Genomic DNA, 22,154 nt, shown 5'->3' with positions numbered 1-22,154 from the left:
TTCTCCTTTACTCGTATAGTTCCAAAAGCAGTTCTTCATTTTCTTTTTGCGCTATCTTTTTACGAATCTTTTCATCCGGCATAATCACAGGGAAAGCCAGTTTTTCAACCCTGCTACTCACCCGACCACTTTTATAGATTGTGTCAAGATCATCTATACTTAAATTACTTGTAATGATCGTAGGCTTCTTGTATTGAAGTCGATAATCAAGAATACGGGTGAAGGTTTCTTCGACAAATTTTGTTACATTTTCCACTCCGATATCATCTAGGACAACAAGATCAGCTGTCTTGACAGCATCCATAATGTCGGTGCTTTTCACCTTCGATTCAATATCAAACGTGCTTTTTATTTCTCCTATCAGATCAGCTGTAGACGAATAGATGATTTTGAGTGGCTTTTCTTCTTTTTTGTCGTAGACCTTTGTTATTGCGTGAAGAATACTAGCAGCAAGCCTTGTTTTTCCGCTTCCTTTCTCTTCACTAAAGAAATACAAGCCTTTTCCTAACTCCCGCATCTTTTCAAATTTCAAAATGTAGTTTTTAGCAACCCTTTTTGCATTGGCTGCTCGCTCTTTGGATTCGGGTTTTTCATAAACATTGATATCAAAAGAGTTTAGAGAAGCGTCTTTGAACTCTTCGGGTAATCTTGCATTCATAAGCCTATTTGAGAGCTTTTTCACTTCTTTGCACGGACACTCTTTCATAAATTCTTTGTTTTCCTCATGATCAATAATCCAGATCAACCCCGACCCATCGCATTTTCCATACATGCAATGTTGTTCAGAAATCACAGTGAGTGTCTCGTACCTGACCGGATAGACCTTTTCTTCTTGCAATTTCTTGTAACCTCTCAGTCTCTTCGCTAGTGCTGGATTTGCTTTCTCCAACGACTTTAAGGTATCGCCCATACTCTGCATCTTTGTTCACTCCTTCTTGTGCCCGCTGATTTGAAAGGACCCGCTGAACATATTTGATGTTCTGAACGCCGTTTTTCAAAGTGACCTCCATTGCTTTAATCACGTTTCCTTCTCCAAAATCGTCTATCAGGTCACCAATTTGCTGACTTACAAAGCTATTTAAAGTGCCGCCGAAGTGGCTTTCGTAAAATTCAAATGGGTTCATTGGCTTGTCCTCCTGTCGTGTTGGTTTTTCTTCTTTTGGCTTTTCAGGTTCTTCATCAGGTACAGGGGCGATGCTCGTTTTAGTCTCAAGACTTACGATGCGATAACTGCCCGCTGATTTACCTTTAGGCTTGTACTCGATACGGCCATGTTCTATCAAGATTTTACGGTGCTCAATCATAGTCTTTTCACTGACTCCTAACCTTGAATAAAGGCGACTGTTTGGCACCGTGAACCAATCTTTCCACGAACAACCGTTGTTAATATCCATTAGATGAAACCACAATGCTTGAGTGGCGGGTTTTAGTTCTGTTGTTTCAAGGAATCTCATGAAGCCGTTTATTTCTTTCAGGTAGTTCAAGCCCCTACCTCCTTTCACATAATGCATACAAGCCCTGTATGCGAACAAAGCGCATATCAGGCTCATTAGTCTTGATGTAATCTTTCACATAGTCTTCTGCTAATTTGAAAGGATCGGAAGTGCCTTTGACCATCCATGTGTAACAAAAAGGAATAGGAACCTTAATCAAATGGGCTTCGGTTTTCATCGGCTTGCTCCGTATTCGGGCTTTCTGTTTGTTCTACACTGTACGGCATATCAAGGACTTCCTCGTCATAAACTGACTTTGCTTCTTGGGTAATATCTTTTCGTACCGTTTCGTCTTGCGCTGCATATTGTTGTATTTCAATACTGATAGGCAGGTACTTCCACATGCGGCGAATGACAGTTTTTTTTGCCATTTCTTCATAATCTGTTTGCCACGGGCCACTATCCTTTGACTTGCTTCGTTCACGAACAGCCTCAACATCTTCTTTGCTGAAAACCTCGAATTGATAGCCACCATCTTTAAAATGAGCAACTGCATATACATGAGTCATTTCACCTCTATGCCCTGTTGCTGGCTTATGAACTAACTTTGGATTTAACCCTAGTTCATACTCGAATTGATCCTTTTCATAAACCACATGAGAATAGATACTTTCTATATGACCAGAACGTCTAGCAAGGTCGATCATGCCCTTATATCCGATGATGAACTGAACTTCTTTCGTCCACTTATCCTTCTCACCATTTTGCCCCTTGATCTTTTTGTTGAAAGGAACAAAATAGCAATGACCTATTAATCCAGGTTCTAATCCTAGTTGTGCAGACTGCATGACAGCCCCCAACAATGAAGCGGGTGAACATTGTTGTAATTGCGGGTTACTTCTGATTGTCGTTAGAGCGATTCTTGTGAGTCTTTCAGGTGTCATGTGTTCAGGCAACGCCTTTTGTAATTCCGGCTGCATTGAAGCTAGGTAGTCAGCAATTGTTTTGGGTTTCTCCTCCTGCTGCTGGACGTTATTGACTGCTTTGTTTGCCAGCTGATTCCGAATATCTTCGTTTTTAGCCATTGTCTACGCTCTCCTTTACATAAAATCTTCTCTGCGGCTTTGTCTCGCTGAATTCCTCAAATAATTCAGGATGTTCACTGGCGAACTTCTTTGTATCAAAGCGGTTTGTTTGAATGGTCTTCCAAGTCACCCGATGTTTAGTAGCAAGACCGATTTCGTTGTCTCCTAGCATGGACTTGAGTTGGTTTTCATCCGCTTTAATTCGTTCATCAATTTCTTTCTTTTCTTCTTTTGCGCTTTTTAGTCGGACTATGATTTCATCCGCTTTTAAAGGCAGGCTTGTTTCCTCGTCAATTCCAATGGGGTACATGTGATTAAGCAATTCTGTTGATGACTCTGAACCGTCAAACATTGGCGGCTCTTGCTTTTGAACGTGATTCTCCCAAAAATCTTTTTCAATCTGAATCAAATAACCTATCAATTCCTCGTCACGATCGACTTTTTTATAAATGAACTTGTTTCCGCCGATCAGAACTGCAATCCACCATGCTTTATAACCCGTCACAGCCATGTAATGCTGGCACTGGATCAGATAAGCGTCTGGAATCTCTTCCCCTGTCCATTCTTCTTTCAAGTATTCAGATGCCGTTTTACATTCAAGCCCCACATTTTCACCAACAATTAATCTATCAACGTTGGCAAGCATGAAAGGATATAGAGGGTGTTGTAATATAGCCTTTTTTCGTCGGACCTTCTTTCCAGTGCGGTTGCTAAACTCTCTTGCGACCACTTCTTCGAGTACATGCCCCCAATATGCGGCTTCTCCCGCTTCATCTTCCTTTGGTGACTGGCCCAATTTATCCAAGTAAACTGAAACGGGTGATCTCCATCTACTCATTCCAGCAATGGCAGCGGCATCTGAACCGCCTATACCTGCACGTCTAGCCTCAAGCCATTGCTCTTCTGTCATCTTCTCCGTTGAGATAAGGACCTTCGCTTGCATGGCTACATACCTACCTTTTGGCGATATGCCGCCTGCCCCAATTGAATGTATTTTTGTTTAGCTGCTGCGTTCGGAAAGTTGAACACAGGTTGTCCTTTTTTGTAGTCGATCCAACCGCCTGTCTGCTCTAAACGCTCCTGCGCTTCACGGCGATGGTCAAAGCTGATTTGATATTTTGACATCGTGTATACCTCCATTGAATTTTTGTAAAAGATTTGGTATACTGTCTGTACCAATCAGAAGCAGTACACCTTAAAACTCGCTATGCCAAGCGGGTTTTTTTATTTGTCTTCGTCTTCCTCTTCGTAACCGTCTCTTTCTTGCTCGTCTTTCCAATGACTCTTCGGATAACCAAAACTATTAATCTGTGTGATCATCGGGTGCTCAATATTCAATTGTTTCAGTCCTTTCAGTGCGTGTAACAAGCTCAAGACGTACACCACTTTTTTTCTGTAACTTCGATGCGACTTCAATTAATTTCCATAAATTATTCATCCGTACAAGATCCTCGCTAATAGTTCTAATGCTTCCAGCTATACTTGCAAGTTCGTCATAGTCACCATCCTTTAGTGCTTGGTGAGCAAGAAGCATAAGCTCTTCTGCGCTTTGAATCTTTACCTTTGCCACAGGAACATCTTCTTTAATGAATTGTTTTTCAATCATGCTAGTACAGCCTCCCTATCTTGCCTTTTGTGCATTGCTACCTCTGCTACAATGGCCTTTTTAGACCATTTCTCAGTTAGGTCTTGTATCTTCAAACCAAACTCCCTCGACATTGAGTACATGAGCGTTTTGTTTGCTTGTGTCAGGTCATATATTTGCTTGATAGCCTGCATCGGAAGCTCGGACTGTTTGCCTGGTCTGGTGTTGTTCAACCACTCCGCAAGCTCTTTGGTTGCTTGCTTGGCATCTTCCATTTCATGAACAAGATTTATGAGCGCTTTATGAGCACAATCATTTAGGGCGGGATCAATTGGTGCGGCTGCCATAGGGTGAAGCTTAAAAATGAAATGTACAAGATCAATATGTTCATAGGCACCGCAAACCTCAAACCATCGAATGCATATTTCAGGAGTAAGTGGAGCAATTCCATTTTCAATGTTTGAAACATACTTCTGATCCCTCCCGCCAAGTAGTTTACCCATCGAGTATTGTGAAAGACCTACTTCCTTTCGTTTCATATGCATCCACTTACTTAAATTGGCAACATTATAAGGGCTGTTCGCCATTTGTTCTCATCCTTTTTTATTCAGTTTTTGTTGTTAAAATATTAATGAAGGGACAGGCTCAGCTGGCCTGCTGCTTTTTCAAACGGTTGATGATGTAAGCTTGTCCCTTTGGTGTAATCTTCATAGTGAGCCATGCTTTCGATGACCCGTTTACTTCTCGGACACCTTGAGCAATCTCGAAGTAACCACGGTTTACATACTCTTGATAAGGCTCGTTCTTTTGGCTGAAAATCATTTTCCAATCACGCAGTTTTTGGAATAGTTTTCTTTCACCTATGATGATGCCTTGCTTTGATGCCAGTTTTGCAACCTCACGAACTAATAGTGACTTTTCTGAGGCCATACAGCTTTCAGCGAAGTTTACAAGCGGTTCTTGAATTTGTAGTGTTCGTTGTAACTGCTGCTTCTCTTCTTGTTCGGCGATCCATCGCTTTGCACGGCTTACTGGATCTTCGATCATGTAAGAAGGGGCATTCATTTCTTGGATGTAGTTTTTCATTTTCTTAAATTCATTGATAAACCGGATTTTCATTTTCATTGCTGACGGTGTTGTATAAGACATCGCCACTAGAGCAAAGGCATCTTCTGTTAGGTTGAATTTGCGGTATTTTCGCTTTCGTTCATTCTCGTAAGTTGACTCCTCAAAGTTGAGGAGTGAAAAATCTGTTTCACCAGCTTGTTTCAACTTCTCGATTTGGACCTCGATGTCTCGTAAAACAAAGTCATGTCTTTTATCAAAAACTCTTGAGATCGTCAGGCTATCCGTAACAGCTTGGTTACCTTCAATGAAAACGAGTTTGCTCATGCTGTAACTCCTTTCTTGAAGTAATCTGTGTTTTCGTTGATCCAGCGGGTGTTGTTTTCAATCCACTTGAAAAGCAAGTGTGTTGGAATCAATAGACCTGCTTCTCTAAATACCGGAAAGTCTTCACGGTTCAACAGCTGTGAAGCCTTTGTATCTTTAATGTTGAATAGTTCCATAAGCTGTTTTTTCGTTAGCATTGGCGGCAGTTGAGTTGTTCTAAAATCCTGCATCGCCTTTGCGACTTCATCCGCAATGATTTCTCTAAACATTTCCTTAAAGGCTTCACGGTCAATGTTTAACATGTTAAAACCTCCTATGCGGTGTTTGTTTTTTGTTTCGTTTCGACGACTTCTTCTTCAAAAAAAAGAGTCCAATCAAAATTCAAGGTATCACCGATTCTTTTTGCAAGAGTAACAGAAGGGTTTCTTTTCCCTAATTCAATATTGGCATATGCTCCTCTTGAGATACCAATAGATTTTGCAGTACTTTCTTGGCTTCTGTTAGCACGTAATTCAATAAGCCAATGTCTCAATTTCCTCACCTCCAAATTGTTTCTTATCGAATCATTTGACTTAATAATATCGTCATTAAGAAACAATGTCAATGGTTTTTTCGTCTTTTTGACACAAAACTTTATTTGTTTCATTTTGACACGTTATAATGATTTTGAAATGAGGTGTTAGTATGTTTAAGGACCGCTTGATACAACTAAGAAAAAACAAAAAATTAACACAAGAACAAATGGCGGAAAAAATCGGTATTCATAGAGGTACTTATGCAAACTATGAAAGAGGTCATCGCCAACCAGATTATGACACTTTACTTAAGATTGCTGATTTCTTTGAGGTTTCAGTTGATTATTTATTAAGAGGCGAAGAACACTATAAAGAATTAGCAAGTGAAATAAATAAAAGACCTGACACTCGATATGCTGCCATTGACGGACATGACTTTGAAGATGATGAAAAAGATGAAATTTTAGTGAATGCTTTAAAACAAATTGACGGTCTTGAAAAGATCATCAAAGAACACCTTGAGAAAAAAAATAAGGGTTAATTGTGTTCTTATTAAACAAAAGTTTTGCAAGTCAGATTAGAAATAAAAGATGAAGAGAAAAAGAAAGTTTTGGATAAGTAAATAAATCCATTTAAACATCCTTTTCGGAGTATTTGAGAGATTTTAGTAAGTATTTAGACCAAATATACCCGCATGGTACAAAAATGTCTGAGAAGGCAAATACGGAGTTTTTAATAAATTTAGATTATATATGTATTTTTCCAAAAAAACTCTTGCAATACAGATTAGAGTGTGATATTTTTTAAAATCTTTTTATTTATTATTATTATTTAGTTTAATTAATACTGTAAAAATTACAGTAAAGTCTTCAGTTGAATAACTGTTCAACTGTAAAAATTACAGTAATACCTACAATTGAACGACCATTCAACTGTAAAAATTACAGTAGAGTCTACAATCATTTTTTCTCAACTGAAGGTTGTGCTGTAATTTTTACAGTAATGATTATGAGTGAGAGGTGTAAAAATTGGCTTTTATTTTTAGAGATGAAAAGATTTATAATCCCACTTTGAAAAAAAAGAAAAATGCTTCAAGGAACTTTATTAATCTCTATCATACAGCGAACGCTTTGTTAAATCAGACAAATGAAACAATTATGGAAATCGTATCTGGCAGCAGCAGTTTTTCTAAATTCGGTGAAATTGGCCTCTTAATAGCCACAAAAAAAAGACTGATTTTTATTGACAAAACGAGCTCGATTAATTCTTGGGACTATAATGATGTCACTCATGTGTCTGTCCCTAAGAAATCATGGACAGGATACAAATTCTCTTTTAATACTTCTAATGAATACGTTGAATTATCTGGAATAATGGAAGGTGATCCTGATACTTTCGTTGCTTATATAAAGAAGATGAAAGAAAATGCCTCAAAGGTAAAAAAACAGTCTTCAAGTGATGAAATTAAGCAAGAAAATGTTGTGGCGCCTGAGGAGAACACCGATTTTATTATTGAAGAGATAAGAAAGTACGCAGCACTCAAAGAAGAAGGCATTTTAACTGATGAAGAATTCACACTAAAAAAGAAACAGCTTTTAGGAATTTGAATACAGCCCTATCTTTTGGGCTTTTAATTTAAATTTCCATAAGAACATGTGTTCAAAAATTGTATTGAAATACCTAATTATTTCTAATATCATTGAATTGATACAAATACTGGCTTCTGATTAGGTAATATACTTTATGATAGGAGAATGTTATTTGATTGGTTTCTTTCTTCAATTTTTCTTCCTGCTTATCGGTGGAGGATTTTGGATTTACCATCAATACCTATATAGGCCAGATTTAAAAGAAAATATTGTGCTTCTTATCATAGTCATTAGTTTTACAGCAGTTTTCTTTTTTAAGGACATAGATTTAAAAAAAGCTGAATAAGCCCTTAAACGCTGGGCTATTTTTTAGAACAAAAAACAGAACACACGTTCTTTTTTCACTTAAAAAATAAGTCGTTAGCCTCAATTAATGTATTCTAAACCATACTTTTATCCAGTGTTAATGCAGTAAATTTGGAGGGGATGCTTCACATGTTAAACACTTATACTCAAAGCCATTTAGAAGACTGGATCGAGAGCTTTTTAAGGGGTAAACAGATTACTTCTCCATCAGACTTAGAACTAATTGAACTATGCCGAAAAATGAACATTTTCATCGTGCAACATGAAAAACGAACCTGTATGACTGAGATATGCGGTGTCTATGTTGTAAGCATTGATAGTAGATCAGATCCATTTCAACAAAGATGCGAACTGGCGCATGAGCTGTGGCACATTTTGATTGAAGGTGGCAACAATGCCGCAATGCCACTTCAATGGAAGCAATACCAAGAATACAAGGCTAATTATTTTTCATATCATTTCTGCATTCCGACATTCATGCTGAAAAATTTAAGCCTTCCCGCTGATCAAAACAAAGCAGCGTTGCTTGTCGCCGATATTTTCAAAGTTACTTGTGAATTTGCAAAACGCAGGCTGTGCCTGTATTACAATAAAATCAAATATTATTGAGAGGAGAATTTTAATGGTTGCTTACAAAAAAGAAAAATCAAAAAAGGCTGCTAAAGGTTATACATGGTATTTTGTAATGGATGATGGCCATGATCCGAGGACTGGCAAGCGCAGACAAATTAAACGAAGAGGATTCAAAACTAAAAAAGAAGCAGAAGAAGCATATTCACAGCTGAAATCAAAATTGTCTTCTGGATTAGTATTGGATAAAGAGAAAATACTATTTTCTGATTTGCAGAAACTCTGGTACAGAGAGTATCAGAAAACAGTTAAAATCAGTACACTTCGAGCAAGAAAAAGTGAAATAGACCATCTTGTCGATTATTTCGGTCATATGAAAATAAAAGATATTAATCGTGCTGTTTATCAGGATTTTTTAGATTACCTAAATTCCAAAGAATATTCATTTAATACAGTAAGCGGCATTCACACCACCGCAAGCATGATTTTCAAATATGCTCGGCAAGAAGATATTATTTTAAAAAGCCCGACTGAATTTGCAAAACCTCAAAAACCACAAGTCACGGTTGAACAAATAGAATCTACAAATGAAGTTGAAAACTTCTTGGAAGGTGATGAGCTTGTAAAATTTCTTGATCTAACTGAGAAGCATGGGCTTCTTCTCGACTTTGAATATTTTTGTACGGCTGCTTTTACAGGTACTAGAGCTGGAGAAAGACTTGCAGCAAAATGGAAAGACTTAGACCTGGAGAACGAAACCAAGACATTAAGGATAACCAAAACATTGTTCTGCCCTTCTAATAAAGCAAGTGACTATCAGCTTTTAACACCAAAGACACCTGCAGCTATAAGAGAAGTTCCTCTGTCTGACTTTCTGGCCGCTCTACTTAAACGACTTAAACTGAAACAAGCAAAGATCGCCTTTGCGAATGGCAGAACGTTTAGTGATGAAGACTTTATTTTCGCACGAGCAGATGGACATCCAGAAAACATAAAGAAATTCGATACACGTATGAGGCGAATTTTAAAAAGAATGGATCTAAACAAAAAAATAACTCAACATACATTTAGGCATACATTTACTTCATTGGCCGCAGAAGCAAATGTACCACTTGAAGAAATTCAAAAAATACTTGGTCACGGGAATGATGATATTACTCGTAGAGTTTATTTACACACTACAAAAAAAGTGAGAGAAAGAACATCAGAAAAGTTCAATTCATTTGTAAATGATCTCTCTCTAAAAATCCAATCTTCATAGCTCCGTGACCAAATTGTGACCATTTTTATAAAGACAAAACAAAAACCCCTATATTTCAAGGGGTTTTCGGGGGTGTTTACATCATTCCACCCATTCCGCCCATGCCGCCCATATCCGGCATTCCGCCGCCTGAGCCGCCTTCTTCTGGTTTGTCTGCTACGACTGCTTCAGTTGTAAGAAGCATAGCTGCTACAGAAGCTGCGTTTTGAAGTGCAGAGCGAGTGACTTTTGTTGGGTCAACGATTCCTTTTTCGATCATGTTTACCCATTCGTTTGTTGCTGCGTTAAAGCCTACGCCAATTTCTTCGTTTTTCAAGCGCTCAACGATGACTGATCCTTCAAGACCTGCGTTGTGAGCGATTTGACGAATTGGCTCTTCAAGAGAACGTAGAACGATGTTCACACCTGTTTGAACGTCACCATCAGCTTCGATGGAAGCGACTTTGTTGTATACATTCACAAGTGCTGTACCACCACCGGATACGATACCTTCTTCAACTGCTGCACGAGTTGAGTTCAGTGCATCCTCGATGCGTAGTTTACGTTCTTTTAGTTCTGTTTCAGTTGCAGCACCAACTTTGATGACAGCAACGCCGCCAGCTAGTTTTGCAAGACGTTCTTGTAATTTTTCTTTATCGAATTCAGAAGTTGTTTCTTCTACTTGTGCACGAATTTGGTTCACACGTGCTGCGATTTGAGCAGAATCTCCTGATCCTTCTACGATCGTTGTGTTTTCTTTTGTCACAACCACTTTAGACGCACGGCCAAGCTGACCAATTTCAGTTGATTTCAGGTCAAGTCCTAGGTCTTCTGTGATTAATTCTCCGCCAGTTAGAACAGAGATGTCTTCAAGCATTGCTTTACGACGGTCACCGAATCCAGGTGCTTTTACTGCCACTGCGTTGAATGTTCCACGAAGTTTGTTCACAACAAGTGTTGCAAGTGCTTCGCCTTCTACATCTTCAGCAATGATCAATAATGGTTTTCCTTGTTGTACGACTTGCTCAAGTACAGGAAGGATTTCTTGAATGTTTGTGATCTTTTTATCAGTGATTAAGATGTAAGGATTTTCAAGAACCGCTTCCATCTTATCAGAATCAGTTACCATGTATGGTGAAGCATAACCACGGTCAAACTGCATTCCTTCAACCACTTCAAGCTCAGTTGTGAAACCTTTAGATTCTTCAATTGTGATGACGCCGTCGTTTCCTACACGCTCCATCGCTTCAGCAATGAGGCTACCGACTTCTTCATCTGCTGCAGAAATAGACGCAACTTGAGCAATTGATTCTTTACCTTCGATTGGTTTAGAAATCTCATGCAAGCCTTCAAGTGCTACTTTTACTGCTTCTTCGATTCCTTTACGAACACCAACAGGGTTTGCACCAGCTGTTACGTTTTTAAGACCTTCACGGATCATCGCTTGAGCTAGAACCGTTGCAGTAGTAGTACCGTCACCAGCTACATCGTTTGTTTTACTTGCAACTTCAGCCACAAGTTTTGCACCCATGTTTTCAAATGCATCTTCTAATTCGATTTCTTTTGCAATCGTTACACCATCATTTGTGATAAGTGGAGAACCGAATTTTTTCTCAAGAACCACGTTACGTCCTTTAGGTCCTAAAGTTACTTTTACAGCATCTGCAAGTGCATCTACACCACGTAACATCGCACGACGTGCTTCTTCACTGAACTTAATATCTTTTGCCATAATAACGAAACCTCCTCAGTCTTTTTAGAAATATATCTCAATCTTTGTTTATTTGATTAACCAATAACAGCTAAAATGTCGCTTTCACGAAGGATTAAATATTCTTTTCCTTCATATTTCACTTCAGTGCCTGCATATTTTGAGAAGATAATGCGGTCGCCTGTGTTTACTTCTAACGCAACGCGCTCACCACTTTCAAGTACACGACCTGAACCTGCTGCAACAATTTTACCTTCTTGCGGTTTTTCTTTTGCAGAATCCGGTAAGACAATACCGCTAGCGGTTTTTTCCTCAGATTCAACGAGTTCAATGATTACGCGATCGCCTAATGGCTTTAACATAAGAAACAACCTCCTCAATTTTTATATGTAGTCTTTTTTAGCACTCATCACTAGCGAGTGCTAACACATTTATTATAATAAAGAATGTCTTCTGTAATTTCAAGTAAAAACCTTTAAAAATTTTTACGCTTTCATGATCTTTTTTTATCACCGATTCTTTCCTTTTCAACGAAAAAGAAGACTTGTGTTACAATAAATCTAGTTCTTTTAGTAAAGGGGTTTTCGTTACTTGAAAAAACAATATTGGTACATCATCTTAACGTATATATTGGTGCAGGTTTCTGCGATTCCTTATGTGTTCGTTATGAAATGGTTAGGTTACATTCAGACACCGATGACACAAGCAGAGCTCTCTGAATTGTCAGGAACCTGGACAATCATTAGCTTCTGTATTGGACTAATCATTATTCTGCTCATCCTTCGGACTGTACCAAAAGCTTCACTCCGAAATGAAGCACCGGCTTCAGTCGGCGCGTCAATCGCTTGGATCATTGGCGGTTTCTTTCTTTCCCTCTTTGCACAATCCATTGCGGGGGCGATTGAACAATATGCATTTGGCATTAGCCGAGAATCCGAAAATACTCAAAACATTTTAGCCATTATGGATGCAGTTCCATGGCTTGTCATCGTCATCGCTCTGATTGGACCGATATTAGAAGAAATCATTTTTCGAAAAATCATTTTTGGTGTCGTTTATGAAAAAACGAATTTTTTCATTGGCGCACTTGTCAGTTCAGTGGTTTTTGCTGCTGTACACAATGATTTCCCACATATCTTGCTCTATACCGCAATGGGCTTTACATTTGCCTTTTTATATGCGAAAACAAAACGAATCATTGTGCCAATCGGCGCACACATGCTGATGAACTCGCTCGTCATTCTTGTGCAGATTGAGCCAGTAAGAAAAATGATTGAAGAACAATCTCAAACAATGCAAATGATTATTGGAGGCTTTTTCTCATGAGAAACCCTGTCGTATGGGGCATTATTTATTTTGCCGTAGGTGTGGCGTTCACCTATATGGCCATTCAAAATCCAGGTGACATGTGGTCATTTTACAGCATTTTGCTGATGGTGTTTGCGGCCTATAATATTAATATCGCGTTAAAAATGTTTGCTTTTTCTGTCAAAATGAAAAAACAACAGCAAAAATAAACCAAAAACCATTTTCCGCCGTTTGGAAAATGGTTTTTTTATGGAGGTCATGTTTTCATGGAACACGAAAAACTGAACATCATGAACAATCAGCATGAAACGATTGGTACAGCCGCTCGATCTGATATCCATGCTGAGGGCCTTTGGCATGAAACCTTTCATTTCTGGCTTTTAAAAAAGGAAGATGACACAGTGTTTCTCTATTTTCAGCTGAGGAGTTCCGCCAAAAAGGATTTCCCTTCTCTATTTGATATCACAGCAGCAGGCCACCTTCTCGCAGATGAACAGCCTTCTGATGGCATCAGAGAAGTCGAAGAAGAGCTTGGTCTCTCCATCTCGTTTGAAAACCTTACCTTTGCTGGTGTCATTAAAGATGAAATCCATCTGCCTTCGTTTACCGATCGTGAGTTTTGCCATGTGTATCTTTATATGGATCAAAAAGAGCACATGGATGTCCATCTACAGAAAGAAGAAGTTGCTGGACTTTATAGAGCAAGGCTGATGGATGCAAAGCAGCTTTTAAATAGAGAATGCGAAAAAATGAATATCGAGGGCTTTGAAGTGGATGCAGACGGCAAGCGACGTGAGGAAAAGAGAGAGGTCCATGTACATGATTTTGTCCCGCATGAACCTGCCTATTATGAGCATCTCTTTCAAGCAATCAATCAATTTCTTTCACAATAGAAAAAGCATCGTGACCCCTATTAGGATCACGATGCTTTTTTATGAGACAACATCATTTTCTTTCTCCTCTGTCTCTGTTTGCTGCATTTTGCGATAGGTCACTCTTGAAATGACAATACTCACTTCATACAAAACGAGCATTGGCAAGGTAACCATGAGGTGAGAAACGAGCTCTGGCGGTGTAATCAGTGCGGCAATGACAAGGAGGACAAAATAGGCATACTTCCGTATCTTTGATAAAAACATCGGTGTGATGATGCCAAGTCTTGTGAGAAACATCAACACGACAGGCATCTGAAACAAAAAGCCAAATGGAAGTGTTAACTGCATCAGAAATGTAAAATACTCATGAATCCCAATCACTTGCTCCACATGTAAATCATTTGACATCCGTATCATAAAATCGACGACAAATGGAAACAAAATAAAATAAGAGAAAGCCACACCGCTCAAAAATAAAAGCAGTGCAATCGGAATATAAGCAAGTGTCACCTTTCTTTCTTTTTCATATAAGCCAGGACTCACAAACGCCCAAAGCTGATATAAAATCACGGGACACGTCAAAACAAGAGCGATGACAAAAGCGAACTGCATAAACACGTACAGTGGATCTGTGAGCTTAAATGCGTTCAATGTCAGTGTGGCCGCTTCATCGGTATTTTGTAAATACACAATGACCGGCTTAGCGAGAAAAAAACCTGCCACCATAAAGGTGACAAAAAACATCGCAATGATCACTAAACGTTTTCGCAGTTCCACAATATGCTCCATAAGCGGCATATCTTTGACATTCATGAAGCTCATCCTATTCTACTGATCTTCTTTTTTCTTTTTTTCTTCCTGATCATCAGCTAAACCTTTTGTGGCATTTTTGAATTCACGTAATGTATCTCCTGCTGCTCTTCCTAATTCAGGAAGCTTTTTCGGCCCAAAAATAATGAGCGCAACAACCGCAATCAGAACCAAACTTCCAGGACCGATCGGACCCATTTGCTCCACCCCCTTTACCCCTTTTCGTCAGTCCTCCTGTGTAACAGAATAATGCTTTAAGAAATACACAAGAGACTGAAGTTCAACCGCCAAATCTATATGATGAATTCGAATGTGTTCCGGCACATTCAATCGAGCCGGCGTAAAGTTAAGGATTCCTTTGATGCCAAGGGCAATCAAACGATCTGTAATGGATTGAGCTGCTACGGCAGGCACTGTCAAAATCGCAACAGGAATATCTCCTACCTCTTGCACATGCTCTTCAAGCTTATCCAAATCATAGACAGGCACGCCGCCTATCTCACTTCCTATTTTACTCTCATTGACGTCAAAAGCCATTGAAATTTTTGTATTATTATTTTTAATGAAATTATAGTGTAAAAAAGCAGTCCCTAAATTCCCGACACCGATGAGCATGACATTCGTCATTTCATCTTGGTCAAGGGTCTTTCTAAAGAAGGTCAAGAGGTAATCGACATTATAGCCATACCCTTTCTTCCCAAGTGCACCAAAGTAAGAAAAATCTCGGCGAATCGTGGCAGAATCCACTTTGACTGCATCACTAAGCTCTGCCGATGACACCCTTTGTTTTCCTGATGCATGCAGATTTTTTAAAAAACGGTAGTAAAGCGGCAAACGTTTGGCTGTCGCTTGTGGAATTTTTGACTGGTCTATATTCATATAAGATCCTCCAACTTAAATATCAGATGCTCTGTGAAAATCACCGTTTTTCCCGCCTGTTTTTTCTACTAGATAGGTCGGGCCGATGATCATCCCTTTGTCTATTGCTTTGCACATGTCATAAACGGTCAGTGCACATACTGAGGCAGAAGTGAGCGCTTCCATCTCCACACCCGTACTTCCTTTTGTTTTCACCTGTACTTGTATGTTCAGAATGTACGCATTTCCGTCTTCCTCCCAATCAAAGGAGATATCGACACCTTTTAATGCAAGCGGATGACACATTGGAATGATGCTGGACGTTTGCTTTGCTGCCATAATGCCAGCTACCTGTGCGACAGATAGTACATCCCCTTTTCCAATGTCATGCTTTTGTATTTGATGAAATACTTCTTTTATCATACGAACGCTTGAAACAGCAACGGCAGTTCTCACTGTAGACGATTTGTCACTAATGTCGACCATCTTTGCTCTTCCTTGTTCGTTAAAGTGGCTAAATTGACTCATCTTTCAACGCTCCCTCACTCAAATCATACACTATTTTTTCCTATCTGTCTTTCATTTGACCATGGCAGCCGTATGTAAGATTTGCCGGTTTACTGCTGATAAGCTACACTTAACATATTATAGCAGAGGTGAAGTTACATGATGATTCTACAAGTGAATCAGCTGTCCAAATCGTTTGGCGCTGATACCGTTTTAACGAATATAAAATTGGAAGTCAAAGCGAGGGATCGTATTGCCATTGTCGGTCGTAACGGTGCAGGAAAATCCACGCTTTTAAAAATCATTGCCGGTCAAATGTCTTACGAACAAGGTGAGATCATCAAACCGAAAGACCTATCCATTGGATATCTAGCACAACATACAGATGTGACGTCTACACGTACGCTAAAAGACGAACTACTATCCGTTTTCGATCATTTAAAAGAAATGGAACAAGAGATGAGAACCATAGAAGAGAAAATGGCTTCTTCCACAGGAACAGAATTAGATTCTCTAATGAAAACCTATGACAGACTGCAGCAAGCTTTTAAAGATCAAGGCGGCTATCAATATGAAGCGGATGTCCGCTCCATTTTACACGGACTCGGCTTTAGTCATTTTGAAGACCATACAACCGTCCAATCCTTAAGCGGCGGTCAGAAAACACGTCTAGCGCTTGGAAAGCTATTATTAATGAAACCAGAACTCTTGATTTTGGATGAGCCAACCAACCATCTAGATATTGATACCTTATCATGGCTTGAGCAGTATTTGCAAAATTATACAGGAGCCATCCTCATCGTTTCCCATGACCGATACTTCTTAGACAAAGTAGTGAACCATGTATATGAAGTCTCAAGAACAGCGATGAAAAAGTTCGCTGGGAACTATAGTAAGTATCTTGACCAAAAAGCTGAGCAGCTAGAGCGTGATATGAAGCTGTATGAAAAACAACAAGAAGAAATTTCGAAGCTTCAAGATTTCGTGGATCGCAACTTAGCAAGAGCCTCCACCACAAAGCGTGCTCAAAGTAGGCGGAAACAGCTGGAACGAATGGATCGTTTAGATAAGCCGCTAGGAGATGAAAAATCCGCAAACTTCCATTTCGATATTATGAGGCAAAGCGGAAATGACGTGCTGAAGGTGCATGATCTCGATATTAGTTATGATAAAAAAACGCCGCTCCTCTCCTCCCTCTCTTTTCATATTAAACGTGAGGATAGCGTGGCACTCATCGGTCCTAACGGTATCGGGAAATCAACTCTTTTAAAAACCTTAACGGATACGTTAAAACCAGTAAAAGGCGAGATCAGCTTTGGTTCTCATGTGACGATTGGCTACTATGATCAGGAACAAGCCAAGCTGACATCCTCCAAAAAAGTGTTAAATGAACTTTGGGATGATTATCCCCATATGACTGAAAAAGACATTCGGACTTGTTTAGGAAACTTCCTTTTTTCAGGTGATGACGTCTTAAAGCCTGTCCATGCTTTAAGTGGTGGAGAAAAAGCACGACTTGCGCTGGCAAAGCTGATGCTCCAAAAAGCCAATTTCCTCATTCTCGATGAACCGACGAACCATCTTGATTTAGACAGTAAGGAAATATTAGAGAATGCACTAATTGATTATCCAGGCACCATCTTGTTTGTTTCGCATGACCGTTACTTTATCAATCGCTTGGCAACAAAAGTTCTCGAGTTGTCACCAAATGAAACAAAAGAATACCTTGGTGACTACGACTATTATCTTGAAAAGAAAAACGAACAATTAGAGCTTGAAGCACTCCAAACTCAGGAGACGCATAAAAAACAAGCAGAAAAACCAGTAGAAACAGCAAAACTTTCCTATGCAGAAGAGAAAGAACTCAAAAAGAAAGAAAGACAAAAGCAGCGCCGAATTGGAGAAATTGAAGAGCGTATCGCTGTCATCGAAGACAAGCTCGGTGAAAACGAAGAGCTTCTATGTGATCCTGCTATTTTCCAAGATCACGAGAAAGTACAAGCCATTCAAACAGAAAATGATGCGCTCAATCAAGAGATGGAATCACTTTTTGCGGAATGGGAAGATCTATCAGATGCATAAAGAGTGCCCTAACGGGTGCTCTTTTTTTAAGGTGAGAATCTTTATCCACAATGATACCCACAATAACATCTTGATTATTCTTAAATATTTTAAAGTTATCCACTTTATCCACAGTATTTTAATCACATATCCACATAAAAGATCACATTTATACACATTCTCTTCATTTTAAAAAGAATTTTCTAACAATTGTGGATATATAACGTTTACATGTGAATAAATCGCTTTCATTTCAATAGAAAAAACTCCTGTATCCACAGGAGTTCTTATTCATAGGAGACAAGCGGCAGTCCAGGTTGACCGTTCATTGCCATGTCGCCTCTTATTCCCTTTTCAAATGCAATGGTTCCCGCAGCAGCAATCATGGCTGCATTGTCTGTACAAAGAGACAATGGCGGAATCATGACATTCACTTCAGGTAGCTTCGCAAATGCTGAAGTAAGGGCTTCTCTAAGACCTTTATTGGCAGCAACCCCGCCAGCTAGAACGACTTGTTTCACACCATACGATTCAGCCGCTTTTAATGTCTTTCCAACCAGCACCTCAATCACGCTTTCTTGGAAACTTGCAGCCAAATCCTCTGGCGCAATGGTTTCACCCTTTTGAGACGCATTGTGTAATGTGTTGATGACCGCTGATTTTAAACCGCTAAAGCTAAAATGATAGGATCCTTCTTCAAGCCATGCTCGAGGAAGCTTAATCGTTGGCTCCCCTTCATGTGCCAATCGATCAATGTGAGGTCCCCCTGGATATGGCAGACCCATTGTCCGAGCTACTTTGTCATACGCTTCTCCAGCCGCATCATCCAACGTTTCACCAATAACCTCAAAAGACCCATGCTCTTTCATCAAAACAAGCTCAGTATGCCCACCAGAGACGACTAGAGCTAAACAAGGAAACACCAGTTCACCAACGAGCTGGTTCGCATAAATGTGTCCAGCAATATGATGAACACCTACAAGCGGAATTTGATGTGCGAAACTCAGTGCTTTGGCTGCATTGACACCTATCAAAAGTGCACCAACTAAGCCTGGACCTTCTGTCACAGCAATGGCATCTAAATCCTGAAAGGTCATATTGGCCTGCGTCATGACTTCTTCTAATACGATCGTCATTTGTTCCACATGATGCCTTGAAGCGATTTCTGGTACCACGCCGCCAAATCGTTTATGGCTTTCTATTTGTGAGGCGACAACATTCGCTACGATCTCTTTCCCATTTTTCACAATGGACGCAGCTGTTTCGTCACAGCTTGTTTCTATACCTAATATGAATCGATCTTTTTTTTCACTCATTTATCTTCACCCACATGACTAATGCATCTTCCCCGTTATCCGTATAATAATTCTTTCGAATAGAAGCTGGTTTAAAACCTAGCTTTTCATAAAGGGATTGTGCTGGCGTATTTGATACCCGCACTTCTAGTGAAAGATGATCTGTCTTTTTTTCTTTGCAAAATTCCATGACATATCGAAGCAGCGCTTCCCCGTATCCTTTTCCCCGGTGCTCAGGGAGAATCGCAATATTCGTAATTTGTGCATCATCCATGACAATCCAAACGCCGCAATACCCAACAGGCTGACCATCTTCTTCAATGAGGAAATAATGGCTGTATTGGTTATGGAGAATTTCATAGACAAACGACTCTTTTTTCCAAGGCGCTGTAAATGAATGCACTTCAATCGTATATACCTCTGGGATGTCCTCTACTGTCATTCTTCGCATCTCTACTGTGTTGAGATTATTTTTGTCCTTCAAGCCATTTCACTTCCGCTTCTGCCAAACGAATATAATTAGGAACAAGCTGATGGACATCTTCAGCAGGGCGGTCTGCCCCCAAAAATGCGAGCACTGAAGGTCTTGGGTTGTGAAATGCCTCGTCTGCTAAAACGGCGGTTTCTCCAAGTATGGAGAGTATATTCTCTTGATGAAGATGCACATCATGTCCAAGAAATAAAACAGGGTTCCCTTCCTTTTTCAGCTCTTGAAGCCAATCAGTGAGCAGGATATTTTGATCTGGTTTCACTTCTTTTATCTTTCCACCTTCAAATGTATATAACCCTGTATAAACTTGTCCTCTTCTTGCATCAAATATAGGAGAAATCATTCCATCAAAATATCGAGCATTTGCCGCCAGCGTTTCTAAACTTGAAACAGCAGCTATCGGAATAGACAGCGTCCAAGCAAGTGTTTTTGCAATGGTCACACCGATTCTAACGCCAGTGTAAGAACCGGGCCCTTTGGCTACAACAATTTTGCTTAATTCGCTCGGTGCTACGCCGCATTCTTTCATCAGTGCTTCAACTGTCGGCATTGCACGTACTGAATGATTCTTCTTTAAGTACGTAATACTTTCCCCAACCACAGTGTCATCACGGATAAGAGCTATTCCGAGTGTATGGTTTGACGTATCAATTGCCAGTATGGTCAATGTTTTTCATCTCCTTACAAAGGGCCTCATAACGCTCCCCTTTTGCATAAAACGTGAGATGACGTTCTTCTTCACGTTCTGTTCTCAGCATTTCAATTTTTAAATACGATGAAGGCAATTGAGGTTCAATGAGATGTGCCCATTCAACCAAACACACACCTTCCCCCTCAAAATATTCGCCCAGTCCAATATCTTCTTCCGCATCTTCCATACGATACACATCCATATGATAAAGTGGCAGTCTGCCATCCGTATATTCTTTAATAATTGTAAAAGTAGGGCTGTTGACGATACGGGTAATACCTAAGCCTTCTGCAAAACCTTTTGAAAAAGTCGTTTTACCTGCACCTAAGTCTCCTTCTAATGTTAAGACATCGCCAGGCATCACAAGTGTAGCCAAGGCAGCAGCAATTCGTTTCGTCTCATCCGCACCTTTTGTTGTCCACGTTAACTTCATGGTGGAGTCACCTCATTTCTTAAAATGATTATATCCTTTTTTCATTAAAATTGTTTGTTGATCATGGTCTTTTAAAATAACGCTGGACGCTCGATCATCTTTGACTTGTCCAATACGCATGACCTGAATGTGTTCTTTTTTACATTGCGTCTCAAATCGCTTCCAATCCGTTTCAGGGATCGTACCAGTTAAGACAAAATCCTCTCCACCGAACAAGACCCATTCAAGCCACTCTTTATGTAACAACGGTAGATGTGGATGTTTTGGGAGCTGATCAGCTTCAATTTCAATCGTCACACGACTGGCTTCCGCTATTTCGTTTAACTCACTCGCTAATCCGTCACTCACATCATTCAAGGTCACCCGGGGGAAGCTTGAACAAATAAGGCCAGCAGCAATATGCGGCTGCGGCATTTTGTGTCGCTCTAGAAAAAAAGCAGTGTCAATCGAATGTTCAGCATTTACTTCATTCATTAAAAGGGATAGCCCAGCAGCTGATGAACCTAGTTCACCTGTGACAAAGACAACGTCTCCTGTCTGAGCACTATGACGGTAACAGGCTGTTCCCTTTGGAATCTCACCAATGACCGTTACTGTGATGACAAAGTCACTGCGGGTGGCTACTGTATCTCCACCGATTAAATCCATATGATATGTGTCAGCCAATGCTTTCATTCCCTCGTAAAAAGCTGCGACAATTGCTTCATCCCCATGAGGCGGGATCGCAATTGATACAAGATAATACTTAGGGGTTCCTCCCATGGCTGCGATATCACTGATATTCACTGCCAGCGCTTTAAATCCAACCTCAAAGGGTGTGGAAAAATCAAATCGAAAATGGACATGCTCTACCATTGTATCAACACAAACGACCTCTTCACAATGTGAATGAGGTTGATAAACACTAGCATCATCACCGATGCCCATGATCAAAGAACGCTGATGCGTTTCTTTTGGTGTAATTCGGCGAATAAGATCAAATTCATCCATAAAAGACAGCCCCTTCATACAATCAACTGATTGAGCAAACATGATGTCAGACACAGTTAGTATTAGTGTAGCGAATATGAGCCTCGGTTCCAACTAAAAACGATATAAAGAAAGCCTGGTATAAAAAAACCAGGCGATGTTTGTTGAAGTCATGATCTTTTCTTATCACATTTAGTGTAGCCAAACACAAGGAGTTTCATTGCATCTAGGATACTTATTGAAAGAAAAAGACATAAAAAAAAACGAAACTATACGTTTTCGTTTACAAGTCATAAAAATGGCGGTCCGGACGGGACTCGAACCCGCGACCTCCTGCGTGACAGGCAGGCATTCTAACCAACTGAACTACC

Annotated in this window: 29 protein-coding genes and 1 tRNA gene; 8 read left to right on the top strand and 22 right to left on the bottom strand. The window is 39.8% G+C overall.

Annotated features, from left to right (window positions below):
* Window positions 1–7 precede the first annotated feature (7 nt).
* The 10 genes from KVT11_RS14985 to KVT11_RS14940 all read right to left on the bottom strand — a co-directional run bounded on the left by KVT11_RS14985 (window position 8) and on the right by KVT11_RS14940 (window position 6,027).
* On the bottom strand, window positions 8–838 hold the full coding sequence (locus KVT11_RS14985; RefSeq protein ID WP_217609028.1) for an ATP-binding protein: 831 nt from the start codon (window positions 836–838) through the stop codon (window positions 8–10).
* Window positions 783–1,484 carry a DnaD domain protein gene (locus tag KVT11_RS14980; protein ID WP_217609027.1) on the bottom strand — a complete coding sequence of 234 codons (702 nt, stop codon included), beginning with the start codon at window positions 1,482–1,484 and terminating at the stop codon, window positions 783–785. The genes KVT11_RS14985 and KVT11_RS14980 overlap by 56 nt, the downstream gene beginning before the upstream one ends.
* 161 nt (window positions 1,485–1,645) lie before the next feature.
* Window positions 1,646–2,518 carry a recombination protein RecT gene (gene recT / locus KVT11_RS14975; RefSeq protein WP_217609026.1) on the bottom strand — a complete coding sequence of 291 codons (873 nt, stop codon included), beginning with the start codon at window positions 2,516–2,518 and terminating at the stop codon, window positions 1,646–1,648.
* A complete protein-coding gene (locus tag KVT11_RS14970) occupies window positions 2,511–3,461 on the bottom strand; it encodes a YqaJ viral recombinase family nuclease (RefSeq protein ID WP_217609025.1) in 951 nt (316 codons plus the stop codon). The genes recT and KVT11_RS14970 overlap by 8 nt, the downstream gene beginning before the upstream one ends.
* Window positions 3,462–3,463: 2 nt before the next feature.
* Window positions 3,464–3,643, bottom strand: a complete 180-nt coding sequence (locus KVT11_RS14965; protein WP_217609024.1) for a hypothetical protein — start codon at window positions 3,641–3,643, stop codon at window positions 3,464–3,466.
* Window positions 3,644–3,845: 202 nt separating this feature from the next.
* Window positions 3,846–4,124: a YqaH family protein gene (locus KVT11_RS14960; RefSeq protein ID WP_217609023.1), complete on the bottom strand. Its 279-nt coding sequence runs from the start codon at window positions 4,122–4,124 to the stop codon at window positions 3,846–3,848.
* The gene (locus KVT11_RS14955; protein WP_210552150.1) at window positions 4,121–4,690 is read right to left on the bottom strand and encodes a helix-turn-helix domain-containing protein; all 570 of its coding nucleotides are present in this window, start codon (window positions 4,688–4,690) and stop codon (window positions 4,121–4,123) included. Before KVT11_RS14955 ends, KVT11_RS14960 begins: the two co-directional genes overlap by 4 nt.
* A gap of 58 nt (window positions 4,691–4,748) precedes the next feature.
* The gene (locus tag KVT11_RS14950; RefSeq protein WP_217609022.1) at window positions 4,749–5,495 is read right to left on the bottom strand and encodes a Rha family transcriptional regulator; all 747 of its coding nucleotides are present in this window, start codon (window positions 5,493–5,495) and stop codon (window positions 4,749–4,751) included.
* Entirely contained in the window at window positions 5,492–5,797 is a 306-nt protein-coding gene (locus KVT11_RS14945) for a DNA-binding protein (protein ID WP_135010002.1), read from the bottom strand. Before KVT11_RS14945 ends, KVT11_RS14950 begins: the two co-directional genes overlap by 4 nt.
* A gap of 11 nt (window positions 5,798–5,808) precedes the next feature.
* Window positions 5,809–6,027, bottom strand: a complete 219-nt coding sequence (locus KVT11_RS14940; protein WP_217609021.1) for a helix-turn-helix transcriptional regulator — start codon at window positions 6,025–6,027, stop codon at window positions 5,809–5,811.
* A 152-nt stretch (window positions 6,028–6,179) separates the two neighbouring features.
* Here KVT11_RS14940 and KVT11_RS14935 point away from each other — a divergent pair, with 152 nt between their 5' ends.
* The 4 genes from KVT11_RS14935 (at window position 6,180) to KVT11_RS14920 (ending at window position 9,796) form a co-directional block, all read left to right on the top strand.
* A complete protein-coding gene (locus tag KVT11_RS14935; protein WP_217609020.1) occupies window positions 6,180–6,551 on the top strand; it encodes a helix-turn-helix domain-containing protein in 372 nt (123 codons plus the stop codon).
* Window positions 6,552–7,038: 487 nt separating this feature from the next.
* Complete coding sequence (locus KVT11_RS14930; RefSeq protein WP_025207051.1) at window positions 7,039–7,617, top strand: PH domain-containing protein; 579 nt, start codon at window positions 7,039–7,041, stop codon at window positions 7,615–7,617.
* 477 nt (window positions 7,618–8,094) lie between these two features.
* Window positions 8,095–8,574 carry an ImmA/IrrE family metallo-endopeptidase gene (locus KVT11_RS14925; protein WP_254636499.1) on the top strand — a complete coding sequence of 160 codons (480 nt, stop codon included), beginning with the start codon at window positions 8,095–8,097 and terminating at the stop codon, window positions 8,572–8,574.
* A 13-nt stretch (window positions 8,575–8,587) separates the two neighbouring features.
* Window positions 8,588–9,796 carry a site-specific integrase gene (locus tag KVT11_RS14920; protein ID WP_217609019.1) on the top strand — a complete coding sequence of 403 codons (1,209 nt, stop codon included), beginning with the start codon at window positions 8,588–8,590 and terminating at the stop codon, window positions 9,794–9,796.
* Between the two features lie 76 nt (window positions 9,797–9,872).
* Here the strand turns inward: KVT11_RS14920 and groL are convergent, their stop codons facing one another.
* Window positions 9,873–11,507: a chaperonin GroEL gene (gene groL, locus KVT11_RS14915; RefSeq protein ID WP_007496015.1), complete on the bottom strand. Its 1,635-nt coding sequence runs from the start codon at window positions 11,505–11,507 to the stop codon at window positions 9,873–9,875.
* A gap of 56 nt (window positions 11,508–11,563) precedes the next feature.
* Complete coding sequence (gene groES / locus KVT11_RS14910; RefSeq protein ID WP_003214120.1) at window positions 11,564–11,848, bottom strand: co-chaperone GroES; 285 nt, start codon at window positions 11,846–11,848, stop codon at window positions 11,564–11,566.
* Window positions 11,849–12,077: 229 nt separating this feature from the next.
* On the opposite strand from groES, the gene KVT11_RS14905 reads away from it, so the two are divergent.
* Genes KVT11_RS14905 through KVT11_RS14895 form a run of 3 tightly spaced genes read left to right on the top strand, consistent with a single transcriptional unit; the run spans window position 12,078 to window position 13,687 of the window.
* Window positions 12,078–12,812, top strand: coding sequence for a CPBP family intramembrane glutamic endopeptidase (locus tag KVT11_RS14905; RefSeq protein WP_116307510.1), 735 nt, complete (start codon window positions 12,078–12,080; stop codon window positions 12,810–12,812).
* Complete coding sequence (locus tag KVT11_RS14900) at window positions 12,809–13,003, top strand: YdiK family protein (protein WP_017366710.1); 195 nt, start codon at window positions 12,809–12,811, stop codon at window positions 13,001–13,003. Before KVT11_RS14905 ends, KVT11_RS14900 begins: the two co-directional genes overlap by 4 nt.
* Before the next feature lie 57 nt (window positions 13,004–13,060).
* Window positions 13,061–13,687, top strand: a complete 627-nt coding sequence (locus KVT11_RS14895; RefSeq protein WP_116307507.1) for an NUDIX hydrolase — start codon at window positions 13,061–13,063, stop codon at window positions 13,685–13,687.
* A gap of 39 nt (window positions 13,688–13,726) precedes the next feature.
* Here KVT11_RS14895 and tatC read toward each other — a convergent pair whose 3' ends face one another.
* Genes tatC through moaC form a run of 4 tightly spaced genes read right to left on the bottom strand, consistent with a single transcriptional unit; the run spans window position 13,727 to window position 15,865 of the window.
* Window positions 13,727–14,491: a twin-arginine translocase subunit TatC gene (gene tatC / locus KVT11_RS14890; protein WP_096881072.1), complete on the bottom strand. Its 765-nt coding sequence runs from the start codon at window positions 14,489–14,491 to the stop codon at window positions 13,727–13,729.
* A 6-nt stretch (window positions 14,492–14,497) separates the two neighbouring features.
* Entirely contained in the window at window positions 14,498–14,677 is a 180-nt protein-coding gene (locus KVT11_RS14885; protein WP_008344374.1) for a twin-arginine translocase TatA/TatE family subunit, read from the bottom strand.
* 27 nt (window positions 14,678–14,704) lie between these two features.
* Window positions 14,705–15,358, bottom strand: coding sequence for a redox-sensing transcriptional repressor Rex (locus KVT11_RS14880; protein ID WP_008355687.1), 654 nt, complete (start codon window positions 15,356–15,358; stop codon window positions 14,705–14,707).
* A gap of 15 nt (window positions 15,359–15,373) precedes the next feature.
* Complete coding sequence (moaC, locus tag KVT11_RS14875) at window positions 15,374–15,865, bottom strand: cyclic pyranopterin monophosphate synthase MoaC (RefSeq protein ID WP_026050052.1); 492 nt, start codon at window positions 15,863–15,865, stop codon at window positions 15,374–15,376.
* 138 nt (window positions 15,866–16,003) lie between these two features.
* Between moaC and KVT11_RS14870 the strand changes: the two genes are divergently transcribed.
* Window positions 16,004–17,926, top strand: a complete 1,923-nt coding sequence (locus KVT11_RS14870; RefSeq protein ID WP_058214263.1) for an ABC-F family ATP-binding cassette domain-containing protein — start codon at window positions 16,004–16,006, stop codon at window positions 17,924–17,926.
* Window positions 17,927–18,192: 266 nt separating this feature from the next.
* Here the strand turns inward: KVT11_RS14870 and tsaD are convergent, their stop codons facing one another.
* The 6 genes from tsaD to KVT11_RS14840 form a co-directional block, all read right to left on the bottom strand.
* The gene (gene tsaD / locus KVT11_RS14865; protein WP_017366705.1) at window positions 18,193–19,221 is read right to left on the bottom strand and encodes a tRNA (adenosine(37)-N6)-threonylcarbamoyltransferase complex transferase subunit TsaD; all 1,029 of its coding nucleotides are present in this window, start codon (window positions 19,219–19,221) and stop codon (window positions 18,193–18,195) included.
* The gene (gene rimI, locus KVT11_RS14860; protein ID WP_008344382.1) at window positions 19,214–19,642 is read right to left on the bottom strand and encodes a ribosomal protein S18-alanine N-acetyltransferase; all 429 of its coding nucleotides are present in this window, start codon (window positions 19,640–19,642) and stop codon (window positions 19,214–19,216) included. Before rimI ends, tsaD begins: the two co-directional genes overlap by 8 nt.
* A gap of 25 nt (window positions 19,643–19,667) precedes the next feature.
* Window positions 19,668–20,357 (bottom strand): tRNA (adenosine(37)-N6)-threonylcarbamoyltransferase complex dimerization subunit type 1 TsaB, encoded by a 690-nt coding sequence (gene tsaB / locus KVT11_RS14855; protein ID WP_035391507.1) that lies wholly within the window; start codon window positions 20,355–20,357, stop codon window positions 19,668–19,670.
* On the bottom strand, window positions 20,338–20,814 hold the full coding sequence (gene tsaE, locus KVT11_RS14850; protein ID WP_017359859.1) for a tRNA (adenosine(37)-N6)-threonylcarbamoyltransferase complex ATPase subunit type 1 TsaE: 477 nt from the start codon (window positions 20,812–20,814) through the stop codon (window positions 20,338–20,340). Before tsaE ends, tsaB begins: the two co-directional genes overlap by 20 nt.
* Window positions 20,815–20,826: 12 nt before the next feature.
* Window positions 20,827–21,804: a thiamine-phosphate kinase gene (gene thiL / locus KVT11_RS14845; protein WP_116307505.1), complete on the bottom strand. Its 978-nt coding sequence runs from the start codon at window positions 21,802–21,804 to the stop codon at window positions 20,827–20,829.
* Between the two features lie 278 nt (window positions 21,805–22,082).
* Window positions 22,083–22,153: transfer RNA gene (locus tag KVT11_RS14840), tRNA-Asp, on the bottom strand.
* Window position 22,154: the final 1 nt, after the last annotated feature.

The organism is Bacillus sp. GbtcB10 (assembly GCF_019091365.1).
In the GTDB taxonomy this organism is placed as follows: Bacteria; Bacillota; Bacilli; order Bacillales; family Bacillaceae; genus Bacillus; species Bacillus altitudinis.
Note: the sequence above shows the minus strand (reverse complement) of the source record. Positions and strands in the feature narration are given on the sequence as shown.

Coding starts and splice junctions, on each gene's coding strand:
- recT (WP_217609026.1), bottom strand. CDS start 2,518: ATGGCTAAAAACGAAGATATTCGGAATCAGCTGGCAAACAAAGCAGTC.
- KVT11_RS14970 (WP_217609025.1), bottom strand. CDS start 3,461: ATGCAAGCGAAGGTCCTTATCTCAACGGAGAAGATGACAGAAGAGCAA.
- KVT11_RS14965 (WP_217609024.1), bottom strand. CDS start 3,643: ATGTCAAAATATCAAATCAGCTTTGACCATCGCCGTGAAGCGCAGGAG.
- KVT11_RS14960 (WP_217609023.1), bottom strand. CDS start 4,124: ATGATTGAAAAACAATTCATTAAAGAAGATGTTCCTGTGGCAAAGGTA.
- KVT11_RS14955 (WP_210552150.1), bottom strand. CDS start 4,690: ATGGCGAACAGCCCTTATAATGTTGCCAATTTAAGTAAGTGGATGCAT.
- KVT11_RS14950 (WP_217609022.1), bottom strand. CDS start 5,495: ATGAGCAAACTCGTTTTCATTGAAGGTAACCAAGCTGTTACGGATAGC.
- KVT11_RS14945 (WP_135010002.1), bottom strand. CDS start 5,797: ATGTTAAACATTGACCGTGAAGCCTTTAAGGAAATGTTTAGAGAAATC.
- KVT11_RS14935 (WP_217609020.1), top strand. CDS start 6,180: ATGTTTAAGGACCGCTTGATACAACTAAGAAAAAACAAAAAATTAACA.
- KVT11_RS14925 (WP_254636499.1), top strand. CDS start 8,095: ATGTTAAACACTTATACTCAAAGCCATTTAGAAGACTGGATCGAGAGC.
- KVT11_RS14920 (WP_217609019.1), top strand. CDS start 8,588: ATGGTTGCTTACAAAAAAGAAAAATCAAAAAAGGCTGCTAAAGGTTAT.
- groL (WP_007496015.1), bottom strand. CDS start 11,507: ATGGCAAAAGATATTAAGTTCAGTGAAGAAGCACGTCGTGCGATGTTA.
- groES (WP_003214120.1), bottom strand. CDS start 11,848: ATGTTAAAGCCATTAGGCGATCGCGTAATCATTGAACTCGTTGAATCT.
- KVT11_RS14900 (WP_017366710.1), top strand. CDS start 12,809: ATGAGAAACCCTGTCGTATGGGGCATTATTTATTTTGCCGTAGGTGTG.
- KVT11_RS14895 (WP_116307507.1), top strand. CDS start 13,061: ATGGAACACGAAAAACTGAACATCATGAACAATCAGCATGAAACGATT.
- tatC (WP_096881072.1), bottom strand. CDS start 14,491: ATGAGCTTCATGAATGTCAAAGATATGCCGCTTATGGAGCATATTGTG.
- KVT11_RS14885 (WP_008344374.1), bottom strand. CDS start 14,677: ATGGGTCCGATCGGTCCTGGAAGTTTGGTTCTGATTGCGGTTGTTGCG.
- KVT11_RS14880 (WP_008355687.1), bottom strand. CDS start 15,358: ATGAATATAGACCAGTCAAAAATTCCACAAGCGACAGCCAAACGTTTG.
- moaC (WP_026050052.1), bottom strand. CDS start 15,865: ATGAGTCAATTTAGCCACTTTAACGAACAAGGAAGAGCAAAGATGGTC.
- KVT11_RS14870 (WP_058214263.1), top strand. CDS start 16,004: ATGATGATTCTACAAGTGAATCAGCTGTCCAAATCGTTTGGCGCTGAT.
- tsaD (WP_017366705.1), bottom strand. CDS start 19,221: ATGAGTGAAAAAAAAGATCGATTCATATTAGGTATAGAAACAAGCTGT.
- rimI (WP_008344382.1), bottom strand. CDS start 19,642: ATGACAGTAGAGGACATCCCAGAGGTATATACGATTGAAGTGCATTCA.
- tsaE (WP_017359859.1), bottom strand. CDS start 20,814: ATGAAGTTAACGTGGACAACAAAAGGTGCGGATGAGACGAAACGAATT.
- thiL (WP_116307505.1), bottom strand. CDS start 21,804: ATGGATGAATTTGATCTTATTCGCCGAATTACACCAAAAGAAACGCAT.